The organism is Sandarakinorhabdus sp. (genome assembly GCF_987265915.1).
In genome coordinates, this window is record NZ_OZ503948.1 from 33,520 (window position 1) to 49,835 (window position 16,316).

General features: G+C 65.9%; 17 protein-coding genes. 3 read left to right on the plus strand and 14 right to left on the minus strand.

Features of this window, described 5'->3' with window-relative positions; genetic code table 11:
* Window positions 1–144: 144 nt before the first annotated feature.
* From fdxA to AC6UUM_RS00170, 3 genes are read right to left on the minus strand one after another with little or no spacing between them, the layout of a single operon-like run.
* On the minus strand, window positions 145–483 hold the full coding sequence (gene fdxA, locus AC6UUM_RS00160; protein WP_500803341.1) for a ferredoxin FdxA: 339 nt from the start codon (window positions 481–483) through the stop codon (window positions 145–147).
* Between the two features lie 46 nt (window positions 484–529).
* On the minus strand, window positions 530–859 hold the full coding sequence (locus AC6UUM_RS00165) for an RNA-binding S4 domain-containing protein (protein WP_500803342.1): 330 nt from the start codon (window positions 857–859) through the stop codon (window positions 530–532).
* Between the two features lie 3 nt (window positions 860–862).
* Window positions 863–3,481 carry a helicase-related protein gene (locus AC6UUM_RS00170; RefSeq protein WP_500804869.1) on the minus strand — a complete coding sequence of 873 codons (2,619 nt, stop codon included), beginning with the start codon at window positions 3,479–3,481 and terminating at the stop codon, window positions 863–865.
* A gap of 308 nt (window positions 3,482–3,789) precedes the next feature.
* Here AC6UUM_RS00170 and AC6UUM_RS00175 point away from each other — a divergent pair, with 308 nt between their 5' ends.
* The 3 genes from AC6UUM_RS00175 to AC6UUM_RS00185 are packed head-to-tail and all read left to right on the plus strand — an operon-like array spanning window position 3,790 to window position 6,561.
* On the plus strand, window positions 3,790–5,370 hold the full coding sequence (locus AC6UUM_RS00175) for a peptidoglycan DD-metalloendopeptidase family protein (RefSeq protein ID WP_500803343.1): 1,581 nt from the start codon (window positions 3,790–3,792) through the stop codon (window positions 5,368–5,370).
* Window positions 5,371–5,427: 57 nt separating this feature from the next.
* A complete protein-coding gene (locus AC6UUM_RS00180) occupies window positions 5,428–6,087 on the plus strand; it encodes a class I SAM-dependent methyltransferase (protein ID WP_500803344.1) in 660 nt (219 codons plus the stop codon).
* A 45-nt stretch (window positions 6,088–6,132) separates the two neighbouring features.
* Entirely contained in the window at window positions 6,133–6,561 is a 429-nt protein-coding gene (locus AC6UUM_RS00185) for a DUF3429 domain-containing protein (protein WP_500803345.1), read from the plus strand.
* Here the strand turns inward: AC6UUM_RS00185 and AC6UUM_RS00190 are convergent, their stop codons facing one another.
* From AC6UUM_RS00190 to coxB, 11 genes are all read right to left on the minus strand, one after another.
* Complete coding sequence (locus AC6UUM_RS00190; RefSeq protein WP_500803346.1) at window positions 6,562–7,434, minus strand: class I SAM-dependent methyltransferase; 873 nt, start codon at window positions 7,432–7,434, stop codon at window positions 6,562–6,564.
* Between the two features lie 11 nt (window positions 7,435–7,445).
* The gene (locus tag AC6UUM_RS00195; RefSeq protein ID WP_500803347.1) at window positions 7,446–8,675 is read right to left on the minus strand and encodes a M16 family metallopeptidase; all 1,230 of its coding nucleotides are present in this window, start codon (window positions 8,673–8,675) and stop codon (window positions 7,446–7,448) included.
* Window positions 8,672–10,063, minus strand: a complete 1,392-nt coding sequence (thrC, locus tag AC6UUM_RS00200) for a threonine synthase (protein WP_500803348.1) — start codon at window positions 10,061–10,063, stop codon at window positions 8,672–8,674. Before thrC ends, AC6UUM_RS00195 begins: the two co-directional genes overlap by 4 nt.
* Window positions 10,064–10,072: 9 nt before the next feature.
* Window positions 10,073–10,711: an SURF1 family protein gene (locus tag AC6UUM_RS00205; RefSeq protein ID WP_500803349.1), complete on the minus strand. Its 639-nt coding sequence runs from the start codon at window positions 10,709–10,711 to the stop codon at window positions 10,073–10,075.
* On the minus strand, window positions 10,708–10,983 hold the full coding sequence (locus AC6UUM_RS00210) for a DUF983 domain-containing protein (protein ID WP_500803350.1): 276 nt from the start codon (window positions 10,981–10,983) through the stop codon (window positions 10,708–10,710). The genes AC6UUM_RS00205 and AC6UUM_RS00210 overlap by 4 nt, the downstream gene beginning before the upstream one ends.
* Before the next feature lie 73 nt (window positions 10,984–11,056).
* Window positions 11,057–11,890: a cytochrome c oxidase subunit 3 gene (locus AC6UUM_RS00215; RefSeq protein ID WP_500803351.1), complete on the minus strand. Its 834-nt coding sequence runs from the start codon at window positions 11,888–11,890 to the stop codon at window positions 11,057–11,059.
* A 10-nt stretch (window positions 11,891–11,900) separates the two neighbouring features.
* Window positions 11,901–12,494 carry a cytochrome c oxidase assembly protein gene (locus AC6UUM_RS00220; protein WP_500803352.1) on the minus strand — a complete coding sequence of 198 codons (594 nt, stop codon included), beginning with the start codon at window positions 12,492–12,494 and terminating at the stop codon, window positions 11,901–11,903.
* Window positions 12,491–12,688: a cytochrome c oxidase system small membrane protein gene (locus AC6UUM_RS00225; RefSeq protein ID WP_500803353.1), complete on the minus strand. Its 198-nt coding sequence runs from the start codon at window positions 12,686–12,688 to the stop codon at window positions 12,491–12,493. Before AC6UUM_RS00225 ends, AC6UUM_RS00220 begins: the two co-directional genes overlap by 4 nt.
* On the minus strand, window positions 12,685–13,611 hold the full coding sequence (locus AC6UUM_RS00230; RefSeq protein ID WP_500803354.1) for a heme o synthase: 927 nt from the start codon (window positions 13,609–13,611) through the stop codon (window positions 12,685–12,687). The genes AC6UUM_RS00225 and AC6UUM_RS00230 overlap by 4 nt, the downstream gene beginning before the upstream one ends.
* Window positions 13,612–13,657: 46 nt before the next feature.
* On the minus strand, window positions 13,658–15,295 hold the full coding sequence (ctaD, locus tag AC6UUM_RS00235; protein WP_500803355.1) for a cytochrome c oxidase subunit I: 1,638 nt from the start codon (window positions 15,293–15,295) through the stop codon (window positions 13,658–13,660).
* 23 nt (window positions 15,296–15,318) lie between these two features.
* A complete protein-coding gene (gene coxB, locus AC6UUM_RS00240) occupies window positions 15,319–16,257 on the minus strand; it encodes a cytochrome c oxidase subunit II (RefSeq protein WP_500803356.1) in 939 nt (312 codons plus the stop codon).
* Between the last annotated feature and the right edge of the window lie 59 nt (window positions 16,258–16,316).

Below are 16,316 nucleotides of genomic sequence, written 5' to 3' on the forward strand. Positions count from 1 at the left end.
TTGTCATAAATGCCACATCGACGTGACAAAAGCGTCGATGCGCGGCGATTGGGCGTATCCCGCTGCTCATATCAGCAATTGTCGGCACCACTTGGCAGCTGATTCGCGGGATTTCGCGGCCGAAATCCCGCGCAACCAGCGCCGTTACGAACCGGTGCCCGGCGTGTCGGTGAAATACTTCTCGAACTTGCCTTCTTCGCCCTTGTGCGAATCGGCGTCGTCCGGGGTTTCGCCCTTCATGGTGATGTTGGGCCACTGCGCCGCATAGGTGGCGTTCAGCTCCATCCACTTTTCCAGACCGCCTTCGGTATCGGGCAGGATGGCTTCGGCCGGGCATTCCGGTTCGCACACGCCGCAATCGATGCACTCGCTGGGGTTGATGACCACCATGGTCTCCCCTTCATAGAAGCAGTCCACCGGACACACTTCCACACAGTCCATATACTTGCATTTGATGCAGGCTTCGGTGACGACGTAGGCCATAAATCTCCCCTGGTCGGGCTTTGCCCCGCTTGGTTCAGCGCCGGCCTTAAGCGACCGCAAAGCCTTCTGGCAAGAGGGCAAGTTGCCCGCCGGCCTGGTGCCCGCGATCCGGGGTCAGATCGGTATAAAATTCCCGCGCCTCCACATAGGGGCCGCGCCGATCAGGGATGCCTTCCACCCGCACCACGATGATCTCGTCACCGCGCGGCCAGCTCAGCACGCTGCCGGCACGCACCAGCGCCGAGGCCCGATCGACAACGCGGCCATCGATGCGCAATCGTCGGCTTTCACACAGGTCCTGGGCATAAGATCGGCTCGGCGCCAGGCGCGCGAACCAGAGATATTTGTCGAGCCGAAGCCCTGCCCCGTAGACCAAATGCTACCTGCCTTTCATGCCGGCCAGAACAGCAAAGGGCGACGCGTCATTCCCTCTGGCCAAAGGAACTGCGTCGGGTGGTGGCAGTGGCGGGCGGCGTCTGCCGGCCCAGGCGAAGTGCGGAGCGCCATCAACCAGGCGCGGGCGATAGCCCAGCGCGCGCAGCAGCCGCGCCAGCCCATCGCGCGACAGGCCCAGGCTGGCCGCCCAATTGGGATCGGGCATGAACGGCACGCGACCATCACGGCGTTCGTGGATGTGGCGCGCCAGCCGATCAACCATGTCGATGCGCACGGCGATGGCATCGCGGCCTCCATTGCCACTGCTGCCCACGCGCCAATAGCCCGCCACCGCCAGCACATCGCTATCGGTTTCGGCCGCGGCCGCCATGCTCACCCGGCCGGGCGCCGGCAGCGGCGGCAATTGCAGCAGATCATTGGCCACCGCCCACAGCGCCAGCCGCCAGCGTGTCGGTTCCGGGCGCAGCAACGTCGCCATGAACAGATGCAACGGCCCCAGCCGCACACCGCAGCGCGCCAGCGCCTGGCGATCGCCGCGCGTCAGGCCCACCATTTGTTCGGCCACCGCCTCACGCGACAACACGCCCAGCGCCGCCACCAATTGCACGATCAGGCCGCGCGCCGGCGGCGAAACATCACCGTGCAGGGCCGACAATTTGGCCAGCGGCGCCAGCACGCGCGCCGCGCTGTCAGCCACGAAGCGTTCAAGCCGTTCCGTCACTCGCCGGCGATCATCGGGAGACAGGCTGGCGACGCTGCGGTCCACCTCCACACGCGGGGACAGCGCATCGCGGCCCTTGCGCAGCACGGCCACCCGCGCACCGCGCCACGACAGGCGCGGCGGCAGCGATGTCGGTTCGGAAGGTTCGAAATCCAGGGCGAAATCCGTGTCTTCGCTGTCCGCCAGCTGGCGCGCCCGCGTGGCGCGTTCGCGCACAAGATGGCGTTCGGCGGCCGCCAGCAGCAGGCGCTGCTCACCGGCGCGTGCCGCCACATCGGCGGTGAAACGGAAACCATCGAGATGGCCGATGGCCTCGCCGTCCACCGCGACTTCGCCGGTCGCATCGATCAGCACCGCAGCCGACGCACCCTTGGCCTTCAGATCTTTCAGCAGCACCGCCGTGCGCCGATCGACAAAGCGCTGGGTGAGCGCGCCGTGCAGCGCATCGGACAGGCGATTTTCGACATCGCGGGTGCGTTCGGCCCAAGCCGCCGGGTCGGCCAGCCAATCGGGCCGGTGCGCCACATAGGTCCAGGTGCGCACCGCCGCGATGCGATCCGCGATGGTTTCGACGTCACCGCTCACCCGATCGAGATGCGCGACTTCGGCGGCAATCCACGCCTCTGGCAGATGCCCGGCGCCTTCGGTGAGATGGCGAAACACGCGGCCGGCCAGCCGCGTGTGCGCCTCCACCCCGGTCTTGCGATAATCCGGCAGGCCGCACGCCTGCCACAGCCGGAACAGGCCGCGTTCCCCCAGCAACCGCGCATTGGCGCGCTGCATCACCCAAGGCTCGCCGGCCAGCCGCTTCAGCACGGCCAGATCGAGCGCATCATCGGCGCGCACCAGTTCGGGGCGTGGGCTTCGCGCCTCCATGGTGGCGACCAGCCGCGCCAGGCTGGAAAAATCCAGATCGCTGTTGCGCCAGACCAGTTGGCTCAGCGGCTCGAAACGGTGCGCCTCCAGCCCTTCGATCTCTTCCGGCGTGAAGGCGCAGCTGGCTTCGGCACCCAGTTGCACCGTGCCGAACGTGCCATCCTTCTGGTGGCGGCCGGCGCGCCCAGCGATCTGCGCCATTTCGGCCAGCGTCAGCCGGCGCTGGCGCTTGCCATCGAACTTGCCCAGCCCGGCAAAGGCAACATGGGCAATATCCATGTTGAGGCCCATGCCGATCGCATCGGTGGCGACCAGATAATCCACCTCGCCGGATTGATACATCGCCACCTGCGCGTTGCGTGTACGGGGGCTGAGCGATCCCATCACCACCGCCGCGCCGCCCTTTTGCCGGCGCAGCATTTCGGCGATGGCGTAAACCTCCGCCGCAGTGAAGGCGACGATGGCGGTGCGGCGCGGCAGCCGCGAGAGTTTCTTGGGGCCGGCATAAGCCAGGGTGGAAAAGCGCGGCCTTGTGATGATTTCGGCCTGCGGCACCAGTTTCCTGACCAGCGGCTTGATGGTTTCCGAGCCCAGGATCATGGTTTCCGCATAGCCGCGCGCGTGCAGCAGCCGATCGGTGAACACATGCCCGCGTTCGGGATCGGCGCCCATCTGCGCTTCATCGATGCCGACAAACGCCGCCTCGCGATCGAGCGGCATCGATTCCATCGTGCACAGATACCAGCGCGCCTGCGGCGGCACGATCTTTTCCTCACCGGTGATCAGCGCGACCTGGTGGGCGCCCTTGGCAGCCACGACCTTTTCATACACCTCTCGGGCCAATAGCCGCAGCGGGAAGCCCATGATGCCGCTGGCATGGCCGCACAGGCGCTCGACGGCCAGGTGCGTCTTGCCGGTGTTGGTGGGGCCGAGCACGGCGGTGATCTTGGCGTCCGCAGGCGACGCGCCGGGACGATGGCCCGCAGAATTGAACGAGGCGCCGATGCCATTCACGCCTGCAAGGTGGCGGGTGAAGGCCGGGCCCGCAATGGGGTGTGGCAATGGCGGCGCAAGAAGCGGGGGGCGAAGCAAGCAGCAAGCACGGGCGAATGGACGGCAATCGAACCGGCGGGCCGGATCGGCTGGCAACATCCTGTCATGCGAACATCGCTCGGCTGGACATGGCCAAAATCTGGCACAGCCGCGATTCGGCGGCAAGTGACCGTTTGATGGCAACAGCTGGCCGGGATTGACCGCCGCGCCGCCTGTTGCGGAATTGACACGGCGACTCGCCGCGGGCAGACCTTCGCCTGTTGGCCAGGCGTTTCGGGCCGGACGGCGGTGGGGGTCGCACCTTGTACCACGCGGAATTGCAATCACCGGCCGGCGGCAATCTGGTGTTGCCACGCGCGCGCCGCGGGGATGCACCCGCCCTGCTGCGTCGGCTCGGCGATGGCCTTGCCGGCCTCCATCATCAGCAAAAACGCCTTAGGGGCGATGCGACCCAATTGCTGCGCGCCGCGCGCGCCGGCGAGCTTGATCCGGCCCATCTCGATCTTGATCTCGGCATCGGCCTGTTCAGCCGCGCCTGGTGGCTGAAGGCCGGCGCCTGCGCCGCGCTGGTGGGCGCGGCGCTGTGGGCCGGCAGCCAGATCGCGCCGATCCATGAAGCCGCCGCGCCGGCCTTCACCCCCAGCCAGCGTGACGATGCAGCGCTGTACGCGATTGCACCGCTGGCCCGCGGCGCTGCGACCGGCGCGGCGCCGCGGGTCGATGCCCACCAGCTGCGCCCGCTGGCCGAAGCCCCCGAACGCCCGCGCGTGGAGCGCAGCCTGACCATCGGTGGGCGCGGGCTTGCCGCGGCGCTGCGCAATGCCGGGGTGGGCAGTGCCGATGTGGCGGAGGTCACCCGCCTGCTGGCCGGGATCACCCCCGGCGGCGGCGTGCGCGCCGAACTGGTGCTGGGCCGGCGCGAGAACAAGGCGGTGCCGCGTCCACTTGATCAACTGGCGGTGCGCGCCGCCTTCGATCTGAAGGTGGAGCTGCGCCGCATCGATGGCGCGCTGACCATCAAGCGCATCCCCATCGCGGTGGACAAGTCGCCGCTGCGGGTGGATGGCCTGGCCGGTGGCAGCCTCAATCGCGCGCTGCGCAGCGCTGGCATTCCGGCCGGGCCGGCCGCCGAGTTCGTCAAGCAGATGCGCCATGTCGTGGATTTCCAGCGCGGGCTGGGCAAATCGGACCGGTTCGACATCATCGTCGAACAGGACCGCGCCGCCACCGGCGAAGTGCGCCACGGCAAATTGCTGTTCGGCGCGCTGACGAGGCTGGGCAAGACACCGGTGGAAATCGGCCTGTACAAGGGCGAATATTACCAGGCCAGCGGCGAAGGCGTGTCACGCGGCCTGATGCGCACGCCGGTGGATGGGGCGCGGATGACGAGCGGCTTCGGCATGCGCCTGCATCCGCTGCTCGGCTTTTCCCGCATGCACCAGGGCATCGATTTCGGGGCCGGCACCGGCACGCCGATCATTGCCGCCGGCGGCGGCACGATCAGCTTTGCCGGCTGGCACGGCGGCCATGGCCAATATGTGATGATCCGCCACAACAAGGAACTGGCCACCGCCTATGCCCATATGTCGCGCATCATGGTGAAGCCGGGGCAGAAGGTGCGGCAGGGCCAGGTGATCGGCCAAGTCGGCTCGACGGGCATGTCCACCGGGCCACACCTGCATTATGAAGTGTGGCTGCGCGGCCGGCCGGCCAATCCGGTGTCGCTGCGCTTCATCGGCGGCGCGGAACTGGCCGGGCGCGATCTGAACGAATTCCAGCGCCAGATGAACCGCTGGCGGGCGCTGCCCGAAAGCCGCAACCAGCCCCAAAGTGCGGACTGATCTGCGCCGCCCGACCCCTGACATTTTTTGGCCATGCTCGGCTGTCATAGTCAGATCATGCACCTGTTGCTCCCCCTGATCCCGCTGTTGCTGGCTGCTGCGCCGGCGAGCCTGCCAAAGCCCCAGCGCCCGGTGGCGCCGGTGGTGGCATTGGAATGGGGCGATGAAGCCACGCGTGACCGGGTGGGCGAAGCCGCCGACGTCATGCGCATCGCCGGCATCAAGGCCGGCAACAATGTGGCCGATATCGGCACCGGCACCGGATATTATGTCATGCGGCTGGCGCCCATCGTGGGGCCGCAGGGCCGGGTGTTTGCCCAGGACATCTCGCAGCGTGCGCTCGATCTGGTGCGGCGGCGAGCGGCGGCGGCCAAATTCACCAATGTGCGCACCGTTCGCGGCGGGATGGCCGATGCGCGGTTGCCGGCGGCCAGCGTGGACGTGGCGCTGATGGTGCACATGTATCATGAGATCGAGCAGCCCTATCTGCTGCTCGATCGCTTGCGGCGCAGCCTGAAACCCGGCGGGCGCATCGTCATCGTCGATCTCGACCGGCCGTCGGAATATCACGGCATGCCCAAGGCGCTGCTGACCTGCGAGGTGAAGGCCATGGGATATGAACTGGTCGGCATCACCGATATCGCCCAGGGCTATGCGGCGGTGTTCCGCCCCGGTCTGCGGCCGCAGCCAGCCAGCGTGCGCGCCTGCCGCGCCTGAAATGCCGCATTTACCTTTATGGGCGGCCATGACAGGCGCTGCGCCATGAAGACCATCCCGCGCGCCGTGCTGTTTTTCGGGCTGGCCGGCCTGATCCCGTTTTTCGCCGCGCCGGTGTTGACCCTGCTGTTTCCGGATTTCCGCTGGCAATGCAACGAAGCGCTGCTGTCATGGTCGGCGATCATCCTGTCGTTTCTGGGCGGCGCCCGCTGGGGTGCGGCTGTGCAAGCCGGCCCGGCACCGGCGCGGCTGATCGGTCTGGCCATGCTGCCCAGCATCTTTGGCTGGCTGATTCTGCTGATGCCGGCCAACACGCGAGCGGCGCAATTCATCAGTTTCGCGGCGGCGCTGTTGGTGATGCTGGCCTGGGATTGGCGCGGGCGCGGCTTGCCCGGCTGGTATCGCGCCCTGCGCCTGCCGCTCACCGCCGGCGCGGCCGTGGCGCTGGGCTGGCAGGCGTTGTTGCAGGGCTGATCAGGCCGACCAGCGCGCGAAGATGGCGGTGGGCAGGATCAGCCCGCGGGTTTCCTCGCGGATGCCCATGTCGCCGACTTCGATGGTGCCTCCCCTCGGCCCGAACGCCTGATCGAGCAACGGGTACAGCGCCAGCGCCGACATGCGGATGGCATAGACGGTGAGCACCATGAAGCGCGCCTCATCGGCGAGCAATTGCCGGGCGAGATCAACCAGTTCGGGCAGATCGCGCTCCAACTGCCAGATTTCGCCATCGGGCCCTCGGCCATATTTGGGCGGATCGAACATCAGGCCATGATATTTGGCCCCGCGCCGCACCTCGCGCCGCAGGAATTTCAAGGCATCGTCGATGATCCAGCGGATCGGCGCCTCGCCAAGACCGGACAGCACGGCATTCTCGCGCGCTGCCGCCACGCTTTTCTTGCTGGCATCCACATGCGTCACCTGCGCGCCGGCACGCGCCGCGACCAGGCTGCCGACGCCGGTATAGCCGAACAGGTTGAGCATGCGGTCACCCGGCTTCAGCCGCGCTTGCAGCCAGTCCCACTGCCCGCCCATGTCCGGGAAGAAGCCGAGGTGACGGAACGGCGTGTTGCTGGCCCAGAACTCGACAGCGCCAGCTTGCGATGGCCGCTGCATCGCCCAGCGTTCGGGCACGTTGCGCAAGTGCCAGCGGCCGCCTCCGTCTTCGTCACTGCCGCCGATGAACTCACCGTCGGCTTTCCAGTCCGGATGGGCCGGCGCCCACATCGCCTGCGGTTCCGGCCGGATGAAGCGGAACCGGCCATAGCGTTCGAGTTTGCGGCCGCCACCGGAATCGATCAGCCCGTAATCGGCCCAAGGTTCGGTGACGAGGGTGTGGAGTGCGGTCATGCGCGCCCGACTCATGCCGCCTTGTGGCGGCCGATCTCGGCGCGCGCCGGCGTGTGGGCCAGCATGGCGGCCCCGGCCGCGCGCGCCTGATCCACCGTGACGGCTTCGATGCGGGCGACGATTTCGGCCGGCGGCACGATGCGGCGGTGGACAAGCAGACTGCGCGCCATGAAATCGGCGACGCCTTGCGGCGCCTCCAATGCCATCAACAGCCCGGCAAGCGCCTGGGCGCGAGCGCGATTGAGCTCAGCCTGTTCCAGCCCAGCGGCGGTTTCGTGCAGCACCTGTTCGACCAGCGCGCGGGCAGCGGCAGCCTGCGCCGGATCGGTGGCGGCATGAACGCTGAGCAGGCCGCCATCGGCATAGGGCTGCACCGCTGCCGACACCGTGTAGGCGAGGCCGCGCTCTTCGCGCACCTGCTGGAACAGCCGCGAAGACATGCCGCCGCCGGCCGCCAGGGCAAACAGCAGCGCGGCATCCTGCGCCGGATCATGATGGCCGGGCGCGGCCCAGGCGGCGGTGAGCTGCGCCTGTTCGATGCGGCGCTTGTCGTGGCGCTTGGAAGGCGCGAACTGCGCCGGATCGTCGGTTGGCGCGGTGGCATTGGTGGCGGGGCCGGGAAAGGCGGCTTCGGCGAGGCGGCACAGCGTATCGTGATCAAGCTTGCCGGCGGCCACCAGCGTCAGGCGCTGCGGCGCATAATGATCGGCCTGCCAACCGAGCAGATCATCGCGGGTGATGGCGGCCAGGCTGGCTTCATCGCCGAGCACGGAGCGGCCCAGGCCCTGATTCGGGTAGGCCGCCTCTTGCAACTGATCGAACACGATATCGTCGGGCGTGTCGCGCGCTTCGCCAAGTTCCTGCAGCACGACCTCTTTTTCGCGCGCAATATCGTCGGCATCAAAGCGCGCGCCCGTCACCAGATCGGCGATCAGATCGACCCCCAGTGGCAGATCGCGCGCCAGCAGGCGGGCGTGGAACATGGTGGCGTCGCGGCTGGTCCAGGCGTTCAGCTGCGCGCCGACATCTTCCATCTCTTCGGCGATGGCGCGGGCCGTGCGCCGCTGCGTGCCCTTGAACACCATATGTTCGAACAGATGCGCCAGCCCGTTCAGCCGCGCCGATTCGAAGCGCGATCCGGTATCGGCCGACAGCGCCACCGCCGCCGTCTCCACACCCGGCAGCGCCCAACTGGCGACGGTCAGGCCATTGGGCAGGATTGTGAGATTGGGCTGGTTCATTTCGGAGTCGCGCGCGCGGCAACATAGGCCTCGATCGCCTGCAACTGAGCCGGTTCGATATCGAAGCGTTCGGGTCGGCTCATCAGATCGGCCAGACGCGTCGGCAGCGCCGGTTCGATGCCGCAGGCCGCCAGCACGGCGGCGGGGAATTTCGCCGGATGGGCGGTGGCCAGCGTCACCATTGGCGCCGTGCCAGTGTCGCGGCGGGCAGCCGCCAGGCCAATGGCCGTGTGCGGATCGAGGATTTCGCCAGTGTGCGCCTGTGCCCAACGCATGGTTTCCACCATCTCGGCAGCATCGATGCGGTGTGAAGTGAACAGCGTTGCCGCCGTGTCGCGCTGATCAGCGGGCAGGGTCATGCGCTTTGTGGCTTCGAATTCGGCCATACGCGCGGCCAGCGCCGCACCATCGCGCCCTGCCAGGTCGAACAGCAGCCGTTCGAAATTGGAGGAGACCTGGATGTCCATCGACGGTGCATCGGTGGGCGCCACACTGCCGGCGCTATAGTCGCCGGCCGACAGCGCACGGTGGAGGATATCATTCTCGTTGGTCGCCACCACCAGGCGCTCGATCGGCAGGCCCATCCGTGCCGCGACATAGCCGGCAAACACATCGCCGAAATTGCCGGTGGGCACCGCATAGGCGATGGCGCGTTGCGGCGCGCCAAGCGCCAAGGCCGAGGTGAAATAATACACCACCTGGAACATCAGCCGGGCCCAGTTGATGCTGTTCACCGCGCCCAGATTGAAGCGGCCAGCAAAGGCCGCATCGTTGAACATCGCCTTCACCAGCGCCTGCGCGTCGTCGAAATTGCCTTCGATGGCGATGTTGTGGATGTTGGGCGCCAGCACGCTGGTCATCTGGCGGCGCTGCACCGGGCTGACGCGGCCGTGCGGGTGCAGCATATACACCTCCACACCGCTGCGTCCGGCCAGCGCATCGATGGCGGCCGAGCCGGTATCGCCCGATGTCGCGCCGATCACGGTGAGATGTTCGCCGGAGCGCGCGAGGAAGCGTTCGAACACCAGCCCCAGTGCCTGCAGGGCGATATCCTTGAACGCCAGCGTCGGGCCATGGAACAGTTCCAGCAGGAAGTGGCGGTGATCGATCTGCTTCAGCGGCACCACCGCCGCATGGGCGAATCGGCCATAGGCGGTGGTGAAAATCTCGCGCAGCGCCGCTTCGTCCAGGCTGTCACCGGTGAACGGCCGGCACACGCGCACCGCGACTTCGACATAGGACAGCCCGGCCATCGCCGCGATCTGTCCTTCCGAAAAGCGCGGCCAGGTTTCGGGCACATACAGCCCGCCATCGCTGGCCAGGCCCGCCAGGGTCGCGCCTTGAAAATCGAGGACCGGCGCGCGGCCGCGGGTGGAGATATAGCGCATGGGTTCCCGTTATTCGGGTGCGCGTTGCGGCGCAACCATCCGCCGCCGCAACCACAGGCCATAGATCGCCGACAGCGCCACGGCGAGGCCGAACCACTGCCCGGCATAGGCCAGGTGATTGTCGGGCAGATCGGCGGGGCGGGGCTGCTGCGGCTTGCCGAGCGGGGCGACGGCCGTGTCCGGAATCAGCATGAAGCGCGGGCGATCCGGCGCGTTGCCATAGGGGCGTTCGATCACCACGCCGGAAAATTCATGATCGAGATCGATCACCATGTCCTTGGCGTCCACCCGGCGGGTCCAGCCGGCGACCGCGACGATATCGGGCGGCTGATCATTGGGCCGGCACGACACCACGACATAATAGCCCGAGGTGCCGCCTGCCGAACTGCCGGGGCGCAGATCATAGGGTTTGCGCGGCCCGGCGTGGCAGCCGATGGCGGCGCGGCGATATTGCACGCTGATGTCGCCCTGCATCGCCTGCCGAAATTCGCGCGGCGACACTGGCGGCAACGTCGCGGCGGCCTCCAGCCGGGTGAGCAGATCATGTTTCCAGGCGCGGCGCTCCAGCTGCCAACGGCCGAGCCCGCACAGGATCAGCACGCCGATGGCGGTGATCAGGGTGGGGATGATGGGCAGGCGGCGAATCATGGGGCCGCCGGGCCATCACCGCCACGATATTCAAGGGCGACCAGCAGCCCCTTGGCGATGCGCTGCAACGCGATGGTGAGGCCCACGGTGAGCGGCGTCCACAGCAGCACATGCACCCACCACGGCGGGGCATATTTTGCATCGACGACCAGAGTCGCCACCATCACCACGCCGCCGACGATGAAGATCAGAAACGCCGCTGCGCCGTCACCGACGTTGAAGCGGCCATAATCCAGACCGCATTTGGTGCAGCGCGGCGCGAACGCGAGCATGCCAGAAAACAAGGGGCCGCCGCCACAGCGTGGACAGCAGCCCCGAAGCGCAACACGCGCAGGTGTGGGCGCGTCAGCCAAACTGGCCAGAGCCGACTGCGGCGCCGAACTTCGACCCCCATACATAGATGGAGATGAACAGGAACAGCCAGACGACATCGACGAAGTGCCAGTACCACGCGGCGGCTTCGAAGCCGAAATGCTGGCGGGCGGTGAAATCGCCCTTGTAGGTCCGCGCCAGGCAGACAATCAGGAAGATGGTGCCGACAATGACGTGGAAGCCGTGAAAGCCGGTCGCCATGTAGAAGGCGGCGCCATAGACGCTGTCGGCCAGGCCATATTCGGCGTGGTGATATTCATAGGCCTGCACGGCGGTGAAGATCAGGCCGAGCGCGATCGTCACCCACAGGCCCTGCTTCAGGCCCTTGCGATCATCATGGATCAGCGCGTGGTGTGCCCAGGTGACCGCCGTGCCGGACAGCAGCAGGATCAGCGTGTTGAGCAGCGGGAACACGAACGGATCAAGCAGTTCGATGCCCTTCGGCGGCCACACGCCTTCGATGCCTTCCTGCATCGACGGATACAGCGCCGCGTTGAAATAGGCCCAGAACCAGGCGACGAAGAACATCACTTCCGACGCGATGAACAGGATCATGCCATAGCGATGGTGCAGCTGCACGACCGGCGTGTGATCACCGGTGTTGGCTTCGTGAACGACATCCTTCCACCACAGGAAGAACATCGCCGCGACCGCGGCAAAGCCGGCGAAGAAGGTGCCCATGCCCCACGTCGCCTTGTGCATCCAGCCAATCGCACCGGCCGCCATCAGCAGCACGGAAAACGACATCATGAACGGCCGTGATGACGGATTGAGAATGTGGAAATCGTGGGTTTTGCTGCCGGCCATGGCTGGGGCCCTATCCTGTAATGGTACGTTTTGCCGCACCGCTTAGCTTGACGGGTGCGGGCTTGTCCACCGCGTAGAAGGTGTAGCTGAGCGTTATTTCATCGACCTTGCGGGCCACCGGATCATCCATGATCGCCGGATCGATATAATAAGTGACCGGCATGTCGACGGTTTCACCGGCCTTCAGCGTCTGTTCGCTGAAGCAGAAACAATCGATCTTGATGAAATAGGCGCCCGCCACATCGGGCGAGACATTGTAGACGGCGCGGCCGGTGATCGCGGTGTTGCCGCGATTGCTGGCGGTGAAGAATCCCAGACGCTTTTCGCCGATCGGGATCGACACTTCATTGACCTTGGGCCGGAAACGCCAATCGAGGCCAGGGGCGACGTTGGAATCGAATCGGATCTTGATGCTGCGACCGATCATGCCGGTGCGCATCGGCGCGGCGGCCGCGACCTGGGTGGTACCGCCAAATCCGGTGGCTTCGCAGAACATCCGGTACAGCGGCACGGCGGCATAGGCGAGGCCGACCATGGCAACGGCCATCAGCGCCGCCAGCGCCCCAACGCGGCGGTTGGCATTTTGCAGCGGCGTGGCGCTCATGGTCTTGCACCCGGGGCTGCCGCGACCGGTTTGGGCGTGGCGTTGATCTGATCGGTCATCCGCACCACGGTGATGCCGAAGAACAGCGCGACCAGCGCGAACAGCAGGATGCCAAGTGCGCGGTTGCGCGATGCGCGGCGGGCGTAAAAGGCGGTGCGCTCCGCATCGGTCCAGTTGGCGGGATCGGCATTCATGGCAGCAGCAGCCGATCGGCGACCAGTGCACCGAACAGGCAGGCCAGATACAGCAGGCTGAATTTGAACAGCTGCTTTTCGGCAACCATCTGTGCGGCCGCGGTGGCGGTGCTGCGCGAGACCTTGACGGCCATCCACATGAACATCGCACCCAGCGTGATCGCGGTGCCGCCATAGGCCCAATCCGCCATCCCAAGCAGCGTCGGCGCAATGGTCAGCGGCACCAGCAGGCCCGAATAGAGCAGGATCTGTCGGCGGGTTTCCGGCAGGCCGTGGGTGACCGGCAGCATCGGCACGCCGGCCTTGGCGTAATCGGCCTCCATGAACAGCGCGAGCGCCCAGAAATGCGGCGGGGTCCACAGGAAGATGATGCCGAACAGGATCCACGCAAACAGCGGCGTATCGCCGGTAACGGCCGCCCAGCCGCAGATCACCGGAAACGCCCCGGCAGCGCCGCCGATGACGATATTCTGCGGCGTGCGACGCTTCAGCCAGACGGTGTAGACAACCACATAGAACAGGATCGACACCGCCAGCCAGAAGGCTGCGACCCAGTTCAAGGCCAAGCCGATCATCGCCACCGAACCGGTGCCGAGGATGACGCCAAAGGCCAGGGCTTCACCGGCGGCCAGCTTGCCGGCCGGCAACGGGCGCTGCGCGGTGCGCTTCATCAGGGCGTCGATGTCGGCTTCATACCATTGGTTGAGCGCGCCGGCCGCACCGGCGGCGACCGCGATGCACAGGATGCCGGTGAAGGCCAGCATGGGGTGCAGGTGGCCGGGGGCGACCGCCATGGCGCAGGCGGCGGTGAAAATCACCAGCGTCATCACCCGCGGCTTCAGCAGCGCGAAATAATCCCGCCAGTCCGCAAACAGCGTGGCCGGGGCTGGCCGTGTTGCTGCGTCAGTGGCAATCTGGTTCATTGCAATATCCTGATCGGGGGCAGGTTCGCCCTGCCCCCGAAAGCCCTCACTTGATGACGGGCAGGGTTTCGAACTGGTGGAACGGCGGCGGGCTGCTCAGCGTCCATTCCAGCGTGGTGGCGCCTTCGCCCCAGTAGTTATCTTCCACCTTGCGACGCGACGAGAACGACACGATCAGGTTGAGGAAGAAGAACACCATGCCCAGCGCCATGATCGCATAGCCATAGGAGGCGATCTGGTTCCAATAGGCAAAGGCATCCGGATAATCCGGGATGCGGCGCGGCATGCCGTCTGCCCCCAGGAAGTGCATCGGGAAGAACATCACGTTCACGCCGATGAAGAACACCCAGAAGTGCAGGCGGCCGAGCGTTTCGTTGTACTGCTTGCCGAACATCTTGCCGAACCAGTAGTACCAAGCAGCGAAGATGGCGAACACGGCGCCCAGCGACAGCACATAGTGGAAGTGCGCCACCACATAATAGGTGTCGTGGAAATAGGTATCGACGCCGGCGTTGGACAGCAGCACGCCGGTGACGCCGCCCACGGTGAACATGAAAATGAAGCCGATCGCCCACAGCATCGGCGTGTCGAACTTGATCGACCCGCCCCACATGGTGGCGATCCAGCTGAAGATCTTGATGCCGGTGGGCACCGCGATGATCATCGTCGCGGCGGTGAAATACATCTTGGTGTTCACATCCAGGCCGGCCGTGAACATGTGGTGCGCCCACACGATGAAGCCGATGAAGCCGATGGCGACCATGGCGTAGGCCATGCCGAGATAACCGAACACCGGCTTGCGGCTGAAGGTGGAGACGATCTGGCTGACAATGCCGAAACCGGGCAAGATCAGGATGTACACCTCCGGGTGACCGAAGAACCAGAACAGATGCTGGTAAAGCACCGGATCACCACCACCATCGCTGGTGAAGAAGTGGGTGCCGAAGTTGCGATCGGTCAGCAGCATGGTGATGGCGCCGGCCAGAACCGGCAGCGACAACAACAGCAGGAAGGCGGTGACCAGCACCGACCAGACGAACAGCGGCATCTTGTGCAGGGTCATCCCCGGCGCGCGCATGTTGAGGATGGTGGTGATGAAATTGATCGCACCCAGGATCGACGAGGCACCGGCGATGTGCAGCGACAGGATCGCCATGTCCACAGCCGGGCCGGGGTGGCCTTGCGTCGACAGCGGCGGATACACGGTCCAGCCGGTGCCGGCGCCATTGGCACCCGCCGGGCCCTCGACGAACATCGATCCGCACAGCAGCAGGAACGACGGCACCAGCAGCCAGAACGACACATTGTTCATGCGCGGGAACGCCATGTCGGGCGCGCCGATCATGATCGGCACAAACCAGTTACCGAAACCGCCGATCATCGCCGGCATCACGGTGAAGAACACCATGATCAGGCCATGCGCGGTGATAAACACGTTCCACAGATGGTTGGCCTGATCGACATTCCCTTGGGTCATGAAGGTCAGATACTGGATACCTGGCTGCGCCAGTTCCAGGCGCATCATGCCCGAAATCGCGCCGCCGATGGTGCCGGCGATGATCGCGAAGATCAGGTAGAGGGTGCCGATATCCTTGTGATTGGTCGAGAACAGCCAACGCTGGACAAAGCCCAGCTTGTGGTCATCGTGGGAGTCGTGCGCTCCGGCGGTGGCGGCGTGAGCCATGGTCTAGGCGTCCTCTTGACTGATCAGGCGGCCGGCGCAGCGACGGGCGCGGCGGCTTCGGCGGGAGCGGCGGCTGCGGCAGCAACAGCAGCGGCGGGCGGCTCGATGCCGTTTTCCTTCTGCTTGGCAGCCACCCAGGCATCGAACTTGTCACGCGGCAGCACTTCGACGGCGATCGGCATGTAGGCATGGCGCGAGCCGCACAATTCGCTGCACTGGCCGAAATAGACGCCGGGCTTGTCCACCTTGAACCAGGTTTCGTTGATGCGGCCCGGCACTGCGTCCATTTTCACATAGAAGGCCGGCATGGCGAAGCTGTGGATCACATCGGCAGCAGTGGTGAGGATCTTCACCGTCGCGCCAACCGGCACCACCAGGCGATTGTCCACATCAAGCAGCCGGGGCGTGCCGCGTTTGGCGGATTCGGCTTCGGTGAGCATCACCGAATCATAGGTGAAGCCGCCCTGATCGGGATATTCATATTCCCAATACCATTGGTGACCGGTCGCCTTCACCGTGATGTCGGCTTTTGGCGGGCTGTACTGATTGGCGAGCAAACGGAACGACGGCACCGCGATCACCAGCAAGATCAAGGCCGGCACCGCCGTCCAGATCACTTCGATGGTGGTGTTGTGGCTGGTTTTCGACGGCACCGGATTGGCACCAGCGCGATAACGAAACACCGTCCAGGCCAGCAGGATCAGCACGAACACCGCCGTGCCGGCCATCACCGGGTTGAGCACATGATCGACCATGTTCTGTGCTTCGACCGCAATGTCGGTCATCGGCTTCTGCAGCTCCCAACCGCCGCTGGGCTGGCCAATGCCGGCGGTGGGCGCCGTCAATTCGATCGTGCCGGTGGGCACCGCGGTGGCGGCAACCGGCGGCACCGGCGCGGCAGCGACCGCTTCCTGCGCGGCACCATGCCCCGAAGCAAGGATTGCTCCGGCGGCGAACATCATTTGCAAAAAGCGGCGCATATTGCCTCTGGCCTGAAACGGGCGGACCCGGCCGCCGAACG